This is a genomic window from Stenotrophomonas sp. Sm10 (assembly GCF_030985515.1).
Classification (GTDB): Bacteria; Pseudomonadota; Gammaproteobacteria; order Xanthomonadales; family Xanthomonadaceae; genus Stenotrophomonas; species Stenotrophomonas hibiscicola.
In genome coordinates this window covers 1-14,866 of the sequence record NZ_JAPTFO010000083.1, presented here as the reverse complement: position 1 = coordinate 14,866, position 14,866 = coordinate 1, and the positions used below count along the sequence as shown (strand labels likewise).

General features: G+C 65.7%; 16 protein-coding genes and 1 pseudogene. 8 read left to right on the top strand and 9 right to left on the bottom strand.

Annotated elements, in window-relative coordinates; all coding sequences use genetic code 11:
* Positions 1-43: 43 nt before the first annotated feature.
* The 4 genes and pseudogenes from fghA to frmR all read right to left on the bottom strand — a co-directional run bounded on the left by fghA (position 44) and on the right by frmR (position 2,748).
* Entirely contained in the window at positions 44-874 is an 831-nt protein-coding gene (fghA, locus tag O0J15_RS17850; protein ID WP_308306050.1) for an S-formylglutathione hydrolase, read from the bottom strand.
* A 63-nt stretch (positions 875-937) separates the two neighbouring features.
* Positions 938-1,295 (bottom strand): annotated as a pseudogene (locus O0J15_RS17845) (YqcC family protein).
* 8 nt (positions 1,296-1,303) lie between these two features.
* Positions 1,304-2,413, bottom strand: coding sequence for an S-(hydroxymethyl)glutathione dehydrogenase/class III alcohol dehydrogenase (locus O0J15_RS17840; RefSeq protein WP_134968875.1), 1,110 nt, complete (start codon positions 2,411-2,413; stop codon positions 1,304-1,306).
* Between the two features lie 59 nt (positions 2,414-2,472).
* The gene (gene frmR / locus O0J15_RS17835; RefSeq protein WP_005411009.1) at positions 2,473-2,748 is read right to left on the bottom strand and encodes a formaldehyde-responsive transcriptional repressor FrmR; all 276 of its coding nucleotides are present in this window, start codon (positions 2,746-2,748) and stop codon (positions 2,473-2,475) included.
* A gap of 264 nt (positions 2,749-3,012) precedes the next feature.
* Between frmR and O0J15_RS17830 the strand changes: the two genes are divergently transcribed.
* Entirely contained in the window at positions 3,013-3,354 is a 342-nt protein-coding gene (locus O0J15_RS17830) for an Imm70 family immunity protein (protein ID WP_308306052.1), read from the top strand.
* Positions 3,355-3,364: 10 nt separating this feature from the next.
* On the opposite strand, the gene O0J15_RS17825 is transcribed toward O0J15_RS17830, so the two are convergent.
* Complete coding sequence (locus O0J15_RS17825; RefSeq protein ID WP_164144671.1) at positions 3,365-4,270, bottom strand: LysR family transcriptional regulator; 906 nt, start codon at positions 4,268-4,270, stop codon at positions 3,365-3,367.
* Between the two features lie 130 nt (positions 4,271-4,400).
* Between O0J15_RS17825 and O0J15_RS17820 the strand changes: the two genes are divergently transcribed.
* Positions 4,401-5,504 carry an alkene reductase gene (locus tag O0J15_RS17820; RefSeq protein ID WP_227844077.1) on the top strand — a complete coding sequence of 368 codons (1,104 nt, stop codon included), beginning with the start codon at positions 4,401-4,403 and terminating at the stop codon, positions 5,502-5,504.
* A gap of 50 nt (positions 5,505-5,554) precedes the next feature.
* Here O0J15_RS17820 and O0J15_RS17815 read toward each other — a convergent pair whose 3' ends face one another.
* On the bottom strand, positions 5,555-6,232 hold the full coding sequence (locus O0J15_RS17815; RefSeq protein WP_308306049.1) for an SMI1/KNR4 family protein: 678 nt from the start codon (positions 6,230-6,232) through the stop codon (positions 5,555-5,557).
* Positions 6,233-6,346: 114 nt separating this feature from the next.
* Between O0J15_RS17815 and O0J15_RS17810 the strand changes: the two genes are divergently transcribed.
* A complete protein-coding gene (locus O0J15_RS17810) occupies positions 6,347-6,763 on the top strand; it encodes a VOC family protein (RefSeq protein WP_134735877.1) in 417 nt (138 codons plus the stop codon).
* A gap of 12 nt (positions 6,764-6,775) precedes the next feature.
* Here the strand turns inward: O0J15_RS17810 and O0J15_RS17805 are convergent, their stop codons facing one another.
* A complete protein-coding gene (locus O0J15_RS17805) occupies positions 6,776-7,471 on the bottom strand; it encodes a hydrolase (RefSeq protein WP_308306048.1) in 696 nt (231 codons plus the stop codon).
* 76 nt (positions 7,472-7,547) lie between these two features.
* Between O0J15_RS17805 and O0J15_RS17800 the strand changes: the two genes are divergently transcribed.
* On the top strand, positions 7,548-8,210 hold the full coding sequence (locus O0J15_RS17800; protein ID WP_308306051.1) for a TetR/AcrR family transcriptional regulator: 663 nt from the start codon (positions 7,548-7,550) through the stop codon (positions 8,208-8,210).
* Between the two features lie 132 nt (positions 8,211-8,342).
* Positions 8,343-9,377 carry a hypothetical protein gene (locus O0J15_RS17795; protein ID WP_308306047.1) on the top strand — a complete coding sequence of 345 codons (1,035 nt, stop codon included), beginning with the start codon at positions 8,343-8,345 and terminating at the stop codon, positions 9,375-9,377.
* 147 nt (positions 9,378-9,524) lie between these two features.
* On the opposite strand, the gene O0J15_RS17790 is transcribed toward O0J15_RS17795, so the two are convergent.
* Positions 9,525-10,409: a LysR family transcriptional regulator gene (locus O0J15_RS17790; RefSeq protein WP_019336462.1), complete on the bottom strand. Its 885-nt coding sequence runs from the start codon at positions 10,407-10,409 to the stop codon at positions 9,525-9,527.
* 107 nt (positions 10,410-10,516) lie between these two features.
* Between O0J15_RS17790 and O0J15_RS17785 the strand changes: the two genes are divergently transcribed.
* Entirely contained in the window at positions 10,517-11,575 is a 1,059-nt protein-coding gene (locus O0J15_RS17785) for an NAD(P)-dependent alcohol dehydrogenase (protein ID WP_061479602.1), read from the top strand.
* A gap of 92 nt (positions 11,576-11,667) precedes the next feature.
* Here the strand turns inward: O0J15_RS17785 and O0J15_RS17780 are convergent, their stop codons facing one another.
* Complete coding sequence (locus O0J15_RS17780) at positions 11,668-13,032, bottom strand: glutamate--cysteine ligase (protein ID WP_308306046.1); 1,365 nt, start codon at positions 13,030-13,032, stop codon at positions 11,668-11,670.
* A gap of 152 nt (positions 13,033-13,184) precedes the next feature.
* On the opposite strand from O0J15_RS17780, the gene O0J15_RS17775 reads away from it, so the two are divergent.
* On the top strand, positions 13,185-13,889 hold the full coding sequence (locus O0J15_RS17775) for a VIT family protein (protein WP_019662097.1): 705 nt from the start codon (positions 13,185-13,187) through the stop codon (positions 13,887-13,889).
* On the top strand, positions 13,886-14,710 hold the full coding sequence (locus O0J15_RS17770) for a helix-turn-helix transcriptional regulator (protein WP_308306045.1): 825 nt from the start codon (positions 13,886-13,888) through the stop codon (positions 14,708-14,710). Before O0J15_RS17775 ends, O0J15_RS17770 begins: the two co-directional genes overlap by 4 nt.
* Positions 14,711-14,866: the final 156 nt, after the last annotated feature.

The following is a 14,866-nucleotide window of genomic DNA, read 5'->3' as shown; positions in this document are numbered from 1 at the left end:
CCCCCCCCCCCCCCCCCCCCCCCCCCCCCCCCCCCAACCGCGCTCAGCCCTGCAGGGCGCGGGCGTGGTGGGCGATGTGCTCGCCGATGAAGCTGGCGATGAAGTAGTAGCTGTGGTCGTAGCCCGGCTGCAGACGCAGGGTCAGCGGATGGCCGGCGGCCGCGCAGGCCTGCTGCAGGCGCTGCGGCTGCAGCTGGGTCTGCAGGAACTCGTCCGCCTCGCCCTGGTCGACCAGCAGCGGCAGGCGCTCGTCAACCATAGCGATCAGCTCGCAGGCATCCCATTGCGCCCAGTCGGCCGGGTTGTCGCCCAGATAGGCATGGAAGGCCTTCTGCCCCCACGGCACGTGGCTGGGCGCGACGATCGGCGAAAACGCCGACACGCTGCGATAGCGCCCGGGGTTGCGCAGCGCGATCAGCAGCGCGCCATGGCCGCCCATCGAATGGCCACTGATCGCGCGCGCATCGGTGACCGCGAAGTTCGCCTCGATCAGCGCCGGCAGCTCCTGCGCCACGTAATCATGCATGCGGTAGTGCTCCGCCCAGGGCGCACGGGTGGCGTTGAGGTAGAACCCCGCTCCCTTGCCGAGGTCGTAGCCTTCGGCATCGGCCACATCATCGCCGCGCGGGCTGGTATCCGGCGCAACGATGATTACGCCGTGCTCGGCTGCATAGCGCTGCGCACCGGCCTTGGTGATGAAATTCTGCTCGGTGCAGGTCAGGCCGCTCAGCCAGTACAGCACCGGCAGCTTCTGTGTTTCCACTTGCGGTGGCAGGTACACGGCGAACTGCATGTCGCAGCCCAGCGTGGTCGAATGATGGCGGTACACGTCCTGCCAGCCGCCGAAACAGGCGCGGTGTTCAATGCGTTCCATGGTGCTCTCCTGCGCGGCGCGTCAGCGCACGCGTGCTTCTGGTAGATGCCGACCTTGGTCGGCTTATCCACGCCCGGCGTGGATGCCTTGGTTGATCAGTTCATCCAGCCGCGACAGCAGGCGCAGAAGCGATTCGACGCCAGGCTGGCCATCCAGATTGCGGTACGCCGCCACCGCCACGTCGCTGCGCGGTGGCCATTGGCCGTTGGCGCGGGCTTCGTGCAGGCGCGGCAGGAATACCTGCGCAAGCCACTGCTCGAACGGCATGCCATCGTCGCTGCCGAAGGCCGAAGTCACCGCACGCGGTGGCCCCACCTCGCCGTCGACCCAGCCCAGCGCACGCAACGCCTGCTCGATCGGGTCGACCAGCGCCGCGCGCGGATCTTCCGCACGGCCTGCGCAAGGCATCGCACCAGCCCACGCCGCGCCTCAGTAGTGGACCACCGAACGGATCGACTTGCCTTCATGCATCAGGTCGAAGGCGTCGTTGATCTTGTCCAGGTCCATGGTGTGAGTGACGAACGGGGCCAGTTCGATGTCGCCCTTCATCGCGTCCTCGACCATGCCCGGCAGCTGGCTGCGGCCCTTCACGCCACCGAAGGCAGTGCCCATCCACTTGCGGCCGGTTACCAGCTGGAACGGGCGGGTGGAGATCTCCTGCCCGGCACCGGCCACGCCGATCACCACGCTCTGGCCCCAGCCACGGTGCGCGCATTCCAGCGCCGCGCGCATCACGTTGACGTTGCCGATGCACTCGAAGCTGTGGTCCACACCCCAGGTGGTCATTTCCACGATGACCTGCTGGATCGGCTTGTCGAAGTCCTTCGGGTTGATGCAGTCGGTGGCGCCGAATTCGCGCGCCAGTTCGAACTTCGACGGATTGGTGTCCACCGCGATGATGCGGCCGGCCTTGGCCTGGCGCGCACCCTGGATCACCGCCAGGCCGATGCCACCAAGGCCGAACACCGCCACGCTGTCGCCCTCCTGCACCTTGGCGGTGTTGTGCACCGCGCCGATGCCAGTGGTGACGCCACAGCCGAGCAGGCAGACGTGTTCCGGGTTGGCGTCCGGGTTGATCTTCGCCAGCGAGACTTCGGCCACAACGGTGTACTCGCTGAAGGTCGAGCAGCCCATGTAGTGGTACAGCGGCTCGCCGTTGTAGCTGAAGCGGCTGGTGCCGTCGGGCATCACGCCCTTGCCCTGGGTGGCGCGCACGGCCACGCACAGGTTGGTCTTGCCGCTCTTGCAGAACAGGCATTCGCCACACTCGGCGGTATACAGCGGAATCACGTGGTCGCCCGGCTTGACGCTGGTCACGCCCTCGCCCACTTCCACCACGATGCCGGCGCCTTCATGGCCCAGCACCACCGGGAACAGGCCTTCCGGGTCATCACCGGACAGGGTGAACGCATCGGTGTGGCAGACACCGGTGTGGGTAATCTTCACCAGCACTTCGCCCTTCTTCGGCGGGGCGACGTCGATCTCGACGATCTGCAGCGGCTGGCCGGGACCAAAGGCGACGGCGGCACGGGATTTCATGGGTGGACTCTCCAGAGACAGGCAATGACAGGATGGGCGGCGCCATGTTGCGCCGTCGTTTACTTCAGGTACGAGCGGATCAACGCGCTCATGTCGCGCACGCGTTCGGCGCGTTGTTCGTCGGAGGCGGCGGGCTGGCCGAATTCCTCGCGCAGATGGGCCTCCATCACCTCGGACATCAGGCCGTTGACCGCGCCACGGATGGCGGCGATCTGCTGCAGCACCGGCCCGCAGTCGGCGCCGGCTTCCAGCGCGCGGTCAAGCGCATCGCACTGGCCGCGGATGCGGCGCACGCGGGCCAGGACCTTCTTCTTCTCTTCGGGGGAGTGCGGCATGGCGGGCCAGTTCGGAACTATACTGGGGGATAGTATACACGAGTATTGGCAAAGTGACGGAAATGGCATCTCCCGCCTCCGCAATAGTGCCGTTGAATCCTTTCATATCAATCAATTACAGCAATTGCGCTTCTACCGTTCATGCATCGGGGCATGCTGTAGGATCGGCAGAATCAGGAACCAGACAATGGGTGTTGGCATCCAACTCGGGCGCATCACCGATGAGATCGGCAGTGGCGCGTTTCTCCATGCTTCTTCTCGACCATATCCGGCAACCTGGAGCCGAATGGCTGGGGAAGTCGATTCCCAATCCTCTTGAATCAGCTATACGCCGGCAGACTGCAGCAATCAGATGCTGCCGCCGCGCTGGCCGAACTACATAGGGTCCGCCGAGAGATGGCCGAGCTTGCGCCAGCCCGTGTCATATGGTCGTTCGAGGATAGAACCCAGCGTCCACCGTGGGGAGACGATATCGCTGGCGACATCGACAGCCTGGCGACCTACTTCGTCACCTCACATGGGCACGATCTGATCGCGCTTCTGGCCGAGGTGTTTGAAGCACTTCAGGAAGGCGAAGACACGTCCGCCCGGATCATCAACTACTGATGCCCTACGCTCAATCAAACACGCCCTGAGCCGCCAACCGCGCCAGCTCATCCACCACGTAGCGCACCTTGGGCCGCAGGTGGCGGGTCGGTGGCCACAGCGCATGGATGTCGATATGCCGCTGCATGTGCGCATCCAGCACCGATTGCAGCGCCCCGGATTCCAGATGACGGCGTACCAGTGAAACGGGCATCTGGCAGATGCCCAGCCCAGCGATGGCCGCATCGATCACCGCGTCACCATCGTTGAGCTGGTAGGTCGCATTCGGGATGAACGTTCCCTCGACATCGTCCCTGCCGATCCGCCACGCCACCGGCTGGCCGTGGCGGAAACCAACGACGCTGCGGTGCTGCGCCAGATCCTCCACGGTGGCCGGCACGCCATGCGCCTGCAGGTACTCCGGCGATGCGCAGGTGACCAGTCGTTGGCGACCCAGCCGGCGCGCGACCAGATGCTCGGCCTGGTGCAATCCGCCGAAGCGGATCAGCAGGTCGATGCCCTCTTCGACCGGATCGACGAAGTGATCGGTGAAGGTCATCGTCAGTTGCAGGTCCGGGTATTGCCGGCACAGGCGCAGCAGCACCGGCAGCACCACCAGGCGCCCGAACGAGGATGGCATGTCGATGCGCAGCCGTCCGCTGGGCAGGCCGGCCGACCCCAGGCAGGCCTCGGCGGCGGAGATTTCTTCCAGCGCCGCCGCACACGATGCGTAGTACGCCTCGCCGTCGGTGGTCAGCGCGATGCGCCGCGTGGTGCGGTGGAACAGGCGCACGCCCAGCCGCGCTTCCAGCCGGGCGATGGCCTTGCCCACCGCCGAGCGTGAGATGCCCAGCGCGTCGGCAGCCTCGGTGAAGCTGCCTGAACGGGCCGTGGTAACGAACGTGACCAGGCCATTCAATGATTCCAGCGGCAGCATCTATCGCGCTCCATTGGGGACAAATAGTCCCGCACCTAGGGAGATCGAAGCGCTTTATGCGCCTGCATGTCAACTCCATTCTGTGTGCATCGCGCCGCTGGCGCCTCCTCCCCGCACCAAGATGACCGACATGACCGCCGCCCTGTTCCGCCCCTTCGATCTGGCAGGCATCGCCCTGCGCAACCGCATCGTGATGGCCCCGATGACCCGCGCCCGCAACCCCGGCGCGGTGGCCAATGAACTCACCGCGCAGTACTACCGGCAGCGCGCCAGCGCCGGCCTGATCATCAGTGAAGGCACCCCGGTCTCGCCGCAGGGCCAGGGTTACATCGACGTGCCGGGTATCTGGTCGGCCGAGCAGGTTGCCGGGTGGAAGCTCGTCACCGAGGCGGTGCATGCCGCACAGGGCACGATCTTCGCCCAGCTCTGGCACGTCGGCCGCATGTCGCATTACTCGCTGCAGCCCGACGGTGGTCAACCGGTAAGCGCCGGTACCCGGCCGGTCGCCAGCGCACCGAAGAACACCTCGTTCGTCTATCTGGACGACGGCAGCCGCGGCCACGCCGATCCCACCCCGGCACGTGCGCTGGCCACCGAAGAGATCCCCGGCATCGTCGACGACTTCGCGCGCGGCGCCGACAACGCCATCGCCGCCGGTTTCGATGGCATCGAACTGCATGCCGCCAACGGCTACCTGTTCGAACAGTTCCTCAACCCGCTCATCAACCAGCGCGAGGACCGCTATGGCGGCTCGCTGCCCAATCGTGCGCGCTTGATCCTGGAGACCGTCGATGCGATGACCCAGCGCATCGGTGCGCAGCGGATCGGCGTGCGCCTGGCGCCGAACAACCTCACCTTCGACATGCCGTTCTACCCCGACAACGAGGCCACCTACCTGTACCTGGCCGAGGAACTGGGCAAGCGCGGCCTGGCCTATGTGCATCTCAACGACAACCTGCAGGCGGGCCAGTCGGTACTGGGCGAGGTGTTCCTGCGGCAGTTCAAGCAGGCCTACGGCGGCACCGTCATCCTGGCAGGTGGCATGACCCGCGAACGCGCCCTGCAGCTGGTCGAAGCGGGCATCATCGACCTGGCCGCGTTCGGCCAGCCGTTCATCGCCAACCCGGATCTGGTCGAGCGCCTGCAGCGCAACGTCGTGCTGGCCACGCCGGACCGCAGCACCTATTACGGAGGCGGCGAGGCAGGCTACCTCGATTACCCGGCCGCAGGCTGATCACGCACGGGGTCGGATCCCCGCCGTCGGCGGGGCTCCGACCCATGTCCTCAGGCATCCTCGCGCACGTACGCGAACGACTCGTCCAACCGCTCGCAGCCGATCACTTCAACGACGATGGCCTGTGCGTCGTCTTCGCTGATGTTTCCTTCTTCAATATCGTCAACGCGGGCAAACAGCTGCTGCAACGCCGCGTACTGGTCGTCGCGAAGGAAGGATTGGTGGGACTGCAACCAGCGCTGCAGATTGCCGGCCAGCTCGCCGTGCGACAGCAGCGTATACGGCGCTTGGTAGTCGGCAACGGCTTCGACCATCTTGCGGAACAGGAAATCCTGGTAGTTGGCGGCCAGCACATCGGCACGATCATCGTCATGCCACACCAGCACGACGGGGGGCTCGGCAAAGCTGGGCGCGTTGCTCCAGAAGCAGTAGCTGTCGCCGCCGCCGGTCCGCGCAAACGGCAGGAGCTGCAGGTCCGGACGCAGGGGATTGTAATGATCCTCGGCGGTCAGCTCCTGCCACGCCTCCAGCAGCTCGTCGTGTTCCAACGGCTCGTAGTCCTGGGCGTACAGCAGCACCGGCGGATCCGCCTGCAGCGTCGGGAATACCACCTCGGACCATTCCGGATGGGGAGCACCCCAACTCAACCGACCCGCTGCATGCAACTGCTTGAACAGGGGCGGGAAGGACTGGCCGGTGGCCTGTTCGATGCCGGATAACGCGCTCATGGATGTCCTTGTCGATAGAGACCGCCCAGCTTGCCCGAATCCGCGCAGGAGATGAACCGGCCACAGCACGCGGCAGGACTAGACTGCGACCACCAGATGCCGCCCATCGCTGCCATGAACGCCACTGCCCACAGCTTCATCGTCAACCTCGACGTCCCCGACCTGGCCGCCGCCGAAGACTTCTACATCCGGGCCTTCGGCCTGCGCATCGGCCGCCGTCTCGGCCCGGGTGCCGTGGAGCTGCTCGGTGGGCCAACGCCGCTCTACCTGCTGCACAACGACGCCGGCAGCGCCGCCACCGAAGACGGCGACGTGCGCGACTACGAGCGCCATTGGACGCCGCTGCACCTGGATTGGGTAGTGGATGACATCGATGCCGCGCTGGTACGTGCAGTCGCAGCCGGAGCGACGCTCGAGCAGTCCGTGCGCGAGCGTCGCTGGGGACGCATCGCCGTGCTGGCCGATCCGTTCGGCCACGGCTTCTGCCTGATCCAGTTCAGTGCTGAAGGCTACGACGCGCTGGTCGAATGACCGTTGCACCACTCACCACGGCAATGGCACTGCCTCGCCATTGGCACGCTCGCCGTAGTACAGCGACGGCAGCAAGCGCGAGAGGAAACTGAACTCCGTATAGCAGTGCTTGAGCAGGCCCAGGCCGACCGCATCGCCGGCGTCGCGGTGCGGATCGGCGCTGTCCAGGCCGAGCACGAAGCGGCTGCGCAGCACACAGCCAAACGGCGTATCACGCGCCACGTGCAGCATCTGCCCGTCGCAGGGATCACCGTTTGCATCCAGGCGGACGTGGTCGCCGAAGCCCATGCGCGCGGCGATCACCGCCGATACATCGCCTGCATCCTGTGCCGCCTGCAGGCGCTGGGGCACCAGCAGCGTGCGCGGGTCATGGAACTTCAGGCGTGCCGCCACCGGCGGAATGTCGGCCAGCGATTCCACCGCATGGATGCTGGCACCGTGGTAGCTGCGCCCGCGCTGCCACGCCGCGTCCCAGCCGCGATGCTCGACATGATCGACCGGATGCCACCAGCGGATGTGCTGGGTGGTCTCGAAGAAGGTGAACCACCAGTCCAGCATGCGGCCCTTGCAGCCGTGCAGATCGGTACGCACCGCCACCAGCAGGGTGCCGTCTTCGCGGCGCTGGATGCCGGTCTCCAGGTGCATCGGCGCCGGGTCGAGCAGATCGTGGTGGTCCAGCCAGGCGCGTGCGTTCACAGCGGTATCCATCGGGGTCTCCTGCGGTGTTGGGAGACCCGATAATACGGAAACGTTATGCGTTTCTCAATTAGCCGGATGCGGTAAGATAGGCACAATGAACAGCACGACCCTGTCCGAGTCCACAACGCCGACCCGCCGCCGCGGCCGCCCTGCGCGCCCGGAGGCGGAAGTCCGCCACGCGGTACTGCAGGCCACCCTGGAGCTGCTGCTGGCACAGGGTTACGAGGCCACCACCATCGAAGCGGTGGCGGCGCACGCCGGGGTGGCGAAGAAGACGGTGTATCGCCACGCCAGCAATCGCGAGGAACTGGTTGGGCTTGCGGTGCGCGAATGGACCGACGGCTTCGCGCCGCAGCTGCAGCGCGATGCGCGCAATGCCGAAGAGGTCGTGCCGCTGTTGCAGGACATCCTGCAGGCGGTGTGCACGCAGGCACTGTCGGCGCAGGCGGTGCAGGTGTTCCGGCTGCTGGCTACCGATTTCCCCGGCAAGGATGCGCTGCTGCAGGCCTATCTGGACAATGGCATCGAACGCGGCCGAGCGCTGCTGGCTGACTGGCTGGAACGGCAGCAGCAGCGTGGGCTGCTGCGTGAGGGGGATTCCGCACGCATGGCGCGACTGATCCTGGCAATGGCCGTGGCCGAGCCGCTGCGCGAACGCGTGATCGGCGTGGTGGCCGAGGATGCGCCGGTGGAGGTGCACCTGCGTGAGTGCATGGCGTTGTTGGCGCCGGTGTTTCAGGCGCCGTAGTCAACCAGTAAGCCGCAGCTGTGTGCCACGCATTCAGGTGCAGCGGCCTCGCAGGGCTCTTTGCAATTTCTTGTATGGCCTGCTGGAAAGACTGCAGGGACTATCCGTGGTCGATCTCTTTGGGGCGGTCACATGCGATTTCTTTTTTCCGAACTCTGCAATCTCCTGGGACAACGAATCGATAGCGATCCGGTCCTTTCCATTGCCGAACGCATCGGAGCGAAGGCACCAAAACCAACCTCCTTCGCGTACTCCAACTCTATTGGCGAGATGTCTCACCGCCCCACGGGTCTGGAAATCAGCTGGAGTCACGAGGTTCTCGCACCCGAGTATTACCCGCCCCGGAAATCGGGCCGCCACTTCGTCTGCTGGGTAGACTCGATCTGGTTTGATCCGGCAACAGTAGACAACCTGCCTTTGCAGTTGTCTCCGACCTCCCTCGCTGAGGATTTGGTTGGGGCGGCTCCTCAGCTCATTGTCGAGGATATGCCCAAGAGAACAGCCGCGATGCTCACAACTCGTCCAGACTGCGTGCTTGCCCTCCCCAGCACGCCTAGGCGCTGGCAGATCAAGCTAGCACAGATGCACCGCTACTCCTTGCCAAGTTACGCTGCGGCTGGAAATGATCTTCCAGAGCAGAATGTCAATTCAGACAGGTGGGATTATTGGGATCAGGCTACCGCCTTCTTTCTCTACTGGTGCATTCTCAGAGGCTTCGCAAGCGAACGACATACTTCTGATCACGGCGCAGAAATCCAGAACCTACATCAGCAGCGCATGCCCGTGATGGACTACATCCGTGCGAACTGTTTTGAAGGCGAGCTGTGGAGCTGGGATATCCGCGAGCCCGTGCGCCATTTTACCTACATCTACTTTCATGCTCTCTGCAATCGCAACTCAGCACATCCTAGAATTGGAAGACCGGACAGGTGCCATCCCAACGACGATCTGAGCGCGGTGGTGAACCACCTGTCGAAGTGCGGGGTACCAACCGTAGATGACGAATGGCGGCTGTTCCGCCATTTCTCAACGATGCTGGACGCACGCTGGAAGGACTATCTTCTGACAGGACTTCAGACAGAAGTAAGCCGCCGCCAGACCGTCCAGCTCACGGCAATGTATCGGAAGATGGTGGACAACCTCTCCGCAGCCTCTGAACTGCCATAGAAGTCCGAGTATTTATAGGTCTCCACGTATTGCGCGGAGATTCCTGGAGAGGCATCCACGCATGGCGTGGATCTACTGGTCTGGTCCTGGTGGACGCCATCCCGGTGGGTGCCGTCCGTTGGTCGCCACCACATCATCCATCGCAGCTCATTCGCGCAGCATATCCACGAACGCGCGCAGCGCACCGGGCATCTGCCGCTGCTTCGGGTAGTACAGCGCGAAGCCGGCGAACGGTTCGCTCCAGTCTTCCAGCACTGCCACCATCTGGCCGGATTCGATATACGGCCGCGCCGTGTCTTCCAGCACGTAGGCCAGGCCGATGCCATCAAGCACTGCACCCACGACGGTGCCCTGCTCACTCAACGTGAGCCGGCCCGGCACATCGATCTCCAGCGCTTGCCCGCTACGCTCGAACTGCCACTTGTAGAGATGCCCGCTGGCGAAGCGGAAGCGGATGCATTCGTGTGCCGCCAGGTCCCGCGGATGCTGTGGTGCCGGGTGTCGCCGCAGGTAGTCCGGCGAGCCGACAATCAGCCCGCGCAGCGGTGGCCCCATCGGCACCGCCACCATGTCCTCGGGCACGAACTCGTGCAGGCGCACGCCGGCGTCGTAGCCCTCGGCGACGATGTCGACCAGGCCATCGTTCTCGGTCAGCTCCACCCGCACGTCGGGGTGAGCGTGCAGGAAGCGCGCCAGTCGCGGCCCCAACTGGGTCGGTACCGCCGCGCGGGTGGCGTTGATGCGCAGCAGGCCGGCCGGGGCGGCACGGAACTGGTTCATCTCTTCCAGCGCGTCATGCACCTGGCCCAGCGCCGGCTGCAGGCGCTCCAGCAGGCGCTGCCCGGCCTCAGTCAGGGCCACGCTGCGCGTGGTGCGATGGAACAGGCCCACCCCCAACCGTTCTTCCAGCGCGCGGATCGCATAGCTCACTGCCGAGGTCGACAGCGCCAGCTCGGCACCGGCGCGGCGGAAGCTGCGGTGGCGGGCAACCGCCGCGAACGCGGCCAGGTGGGTGAGGTTGTCAGTGGCCATGATTGTGCAGTTCCACTTGATGAATCATGCCGATATCCACGCTTCTTGCCATTGCGAACGCGGCGTATTGTAAAGCGCCTTTCGATAAACCCTGCCAAGGATTCCCCATGTCCCTCGCCCGTGGTTACGCCGCCCATTCCCATACCGCTCCGCTGGTCCCCTATGAGTTCGAACGCCGTGCGGTCGGTCCCGACGACGTGCGCATCGAGATCCTCTACAGCGGCATCTGCCACTCCGACCTGCACCAGGCCCGCGATGATTGGGGTGGCTCGATCTACCCGATGGTGCCGGGCCACGAGATCATCGGCCGCGTCACCGAGGTCGGCAGCAACGTCACCCGCTTCAAGGTCGGCGACCACGCCGGCGTGGGTTGCATGGTCGACTCCTGCCGCCACTGCGACGCCTGCCAGCACGACCTGGAGCAGTACTGCGCCGAGGGCGCGACCTGGACCTACAACGGCCGTGAACGCGAAAGCGGCGCACCGACCTACGGCGGCTATTCCGACCACGTGGTGGTCGAGCAGCGCTTCGTGGTGAAGGTGTCCGACACCCTCGACCTGAAGGCGGCCGCACCGCTGCTGTGCGCCGGCATCACCACGTGGTCGCCGCTGCGCCATTGGAAGGTCGGCCCGGGCCAGAAGGTCGGCGTGATCGGCCTCGGCGGCCTCGGCCACATGGGCGTGAAGTTCGCCAAGGCGCTCGGTGCGCACGTGGTGATGATCACCACCACCCCGGAAAAGGGCGCCGATGCCAAGCGCCTGGGCGCCGATGAGGTGCTGGTCTCGCGCGATGCGGCGCAGATGAAGGCGCACGCCGGCAGCTTCGACTTCCTGCTCAATACCATCCCGGTCAGCCATGACACCAATCCGTACATGGGCCTGCTCAAGCGCGAAGCCACCATGTGCCTGGTCGGCGTGCTGACCGAACTGGACCCGCCGTTGACCGGTGGCAGCGTGATCTTCGGCCGCAAGCACCTGACCGGCTCGGCGATCGGCGGCATGGCCGAAACCCAGGAAATGATGGACTTCTGTGCCGAGCACGGCATCGTCAGCGATGTGGAGATGATCGACATCAGGAACGTCAACGAAGCCTGGGAGCGCATGGCGAAGAACGATGTGCGCTACCGCTTCGTGATCGACATGGCGACGTTGAAGAACGCGGCCTGAGCCAAGACGGATCTGGAAATGAAAAACCCCGGCAATGCCGGGGTTTTTCTTTTGGGTAGTGCCGGCCGCTGGCCGGCAACCCCGCATGACGGTCAGTACGCGAACTCGCGGAACACCGGATCGACGTCACCATGCCAGCGGCCATGGAACAGCGCCAGCTTGCGCTCGGCCGGGGTCAGGCCGGATTCGACGATCTCCTGCAGCACGTCCAGGAACTTGCTCTCGTCCTGGCCATCGGCATTACGTGCGGCGCGACGCTTGAGGCCTTCCACCGAGATCTTGACCGCCTCGCCGGCGAGGTCACGCACGGTGCCATTGCGGAACGGCAGGTTCATCGCATGCTTCGGCACGCCGTCACGCAGCGCATGGCGCTCGGCCAGGGTGAAGTCACGCACCAGGTCCCAGGCGGCATCCAGTGCGGTGTCGTCATACAACAGGCCCACCCAGAATGCCGGCAGCGCACACAGGCGGCTCCACGGGCCACCATCGGCACCACGCATTTCCAGGTACTTCTTAAGGCGCACTTCCGGGAACGCGGTGGTCATGTGGTCCGACCAGTCGCGCAGCGTCGGCAGCGCACCCGGCAGCACCGGCAGCCTGGCCTGCATGAAATCGCGGAAGCTCTGCCCGCTGGCGTCGTGGTAGATGCCATCGCGGTAGGAGAAATACATCGGCACGTCGAGCAGGTAGTCGACATAGCGCTCGTAACCAAAACCATCCTCGAACACGAAGTCGAGCATGCCGGTGCGGTCGGCGTCGGTGTCGGTCCAGATGTGCGAGCGGTAGCTCAGGTAGCCGTTCGGCTTGCCTTCGGTGAACGGCGAATCGGCGAACAGCGCGGTGGCGATCGGCTGCAGCGCCAGCGACACGCGGAACTTCTTCACCATGTCCGCTTCGGTGGCGTAGTCCAGGTTCACCTGCACCGTGCAGGTGCGGGTCATCATGTCCAGGCCCAGCGAACCGACCTTGGGCATGTACGAGCGCATGATCTTGTAGCGCCCCTTGGGCATCCACGGCATTTCATCGCGCTTCCACTTCGGCTGGAAGCCCATGCCGAGGAAACCCAGCTGCAGTTCGCCGGCCACCTGCGCCACTTCATTGAGGTGGGTGCCGGTCTCCACGCAAGTCCGGTGGATGGTTTCCAGCGCCGCACCGGACAGTTCCAGCTGGCCGGCCGGTTCCAGCGTCACCGAGGCGCCATCGCGCAGCAGGGCAATCGTGCTGCCGTTCTCCTGCACGGGCTCCCAGCCGAAGCGGACCAGGCCGTTGAGCAGCGCTTCGATGCCGCGCTCGCCCTCGAAGGTCGGCGGGCGCAGGTCATCCAGGCGGAACCCGAACTTCTCGTGCTCGGTGCCGATGCGCCACTGCGCGCGGGGCTTCTCGCCGGAGGCGATCACCTCCACCAGCTGCGAGCGGTCGGTAATGGGGGTATCGGCGACGTGGCTGGGGCTCGACAAGGGAGAGGCTCGCTGGACGGTGGCGGGGGATGTGGGGCTCGCGGCCTTCCATCGCAAGGGCGCACTATAGCGTGGCACCCCGTCGCGTCATGCGACGGTGACGGGTTTCAGCATCCTACCGACGCCCTCTTGACCCTCGTACACTCAACGTCATGAGCCGCCATTCACGACACCCCGAACTGCACCGCTCCGAACGCGTCGGCTGGCTACGCGCCGCCGTGCTGGGCGCCAACGATGGCATCGTCTCGGTGGCCGGGCTGGTGGTTGGCGTGGCGGCCAGCGGCGCCTCGGCTGCAACCATTCTGGCCACCGGCGTGGCCGGCACCGTAGCCGGCGCGATGTCCATGGCTGCCGGCGAGTATGTGTCGGTGCAGACCCAGGCCGACACCGAAGCAGCCGACCTGGCGATGGAGAAGCGCGAACTGCGCGACAACCCGCACAGCGAGCTGGAAGAGCTGGCCGCGATCTACCGCCACCGTGGCCTGGAACCTGCATTGGCCCGGCAGGTAGCCGAACAGCTCACCGCCCACGATGCGCTGGGCGCGCATGCGCGCGACGAACTGGGCATCACCGATACCCTGCGCGCCCGCCCGCTGCAGGCAGCGCTGGCCTCGGCCGGTGCGTTCACCTGCGGTGCGGCGCTGCCAGTGCTGGCCGCCCTGCTGGCGCCGGTCGACAAGGTCGCACTGATGACCACGGCCAGTACCCTGCTCGGCCTGTGCCTGACCGGCGCGGTGGCAGCCCAGGCCGGCGGCGCCCCGCCGGTACGCGGCGCAATGCGTGTGATGTTCTGGGGTGCACTGGCAATGGCCGCCGCTGCAGGCGTCGGTCGCCTGTTCGGCGCCCAGGTGACATGACCGGCATGCTGCCGCCAGTTACCGCACTGCTGGCCGAGATGGCCAGTCTGGCCGGCTGCGCACGCGCCGAAGGTTATGCGTGCATCACCGCTCGGCGCGAACATGGCGCCAGCTCGGTGGAGATTCCGCAACCCCAGTTCGCGATCCTGCTGGAAGGCCGCAAGCAGGTGCGTACCGCGCACCAGTCGCTGGAGTTCATCCCCGGCGACATCCTGCTGCTGACCCAGCGATGCCGCATCGATGTAGTCAACACCCCCGACCCACGCAGTGGCCGCTACCTCAGCGCCATCGTGCCGCTGTGTGCCGAAGTGCTGGCGGCCGCACGCACGCTGTGGAGCGGGGAGCTTCCCGCCGCTGGTCAGGCGATGGCGCGACTGCCGTTGATCGATCATGGCGCGGTGCTGCGCCAGTGGCGGCAATCGCTGCAGGACGGCCGTTACAGCGAAGCGCGGCTGGCCCTGGCCTCGTTGGTACTGACCCTGTGCCGGCAGGGCCACGGCAACCTGCTGCTGCCGCAGGCGCCGAGCCTGGGCGAACAGATCCGCGACCGCATCGCCGCCGAACCGGCACGCGATTGGCAGTCGCGCGATGTGGAAGAACAGTTCGCGCTGAGCGGCGCGACCCTGCGCCGCCGGCTCGCCGCCGAGGACACCAGCCTGCGCCAGCTGCTCACCGAGGCACGGCTGGCGCATGGCATGCAGCTGCTCTACACCACGGACCTGCCGTTGAAGACCGTGGCCGCACGCGCGGGCTACCGGTCTGTGCCGAGTTTCAGCAAGCGCTTCGCCGAGCAGTACGGACTGGCTCCCACAGACATTTGAGGGGGTTCGGCAGGGCTTGCAGCCCTGCACCTGCAGAGGCAACGGCAACAGCGAAAGCAACAGCAACAGCGGCTATCCGTGGGATGGCGGGGCGGTGTGGGTGGGCAGGACACGCCGTAAACCCGTCCCTGGGGGCTCGATGGCGCCATCCATGGC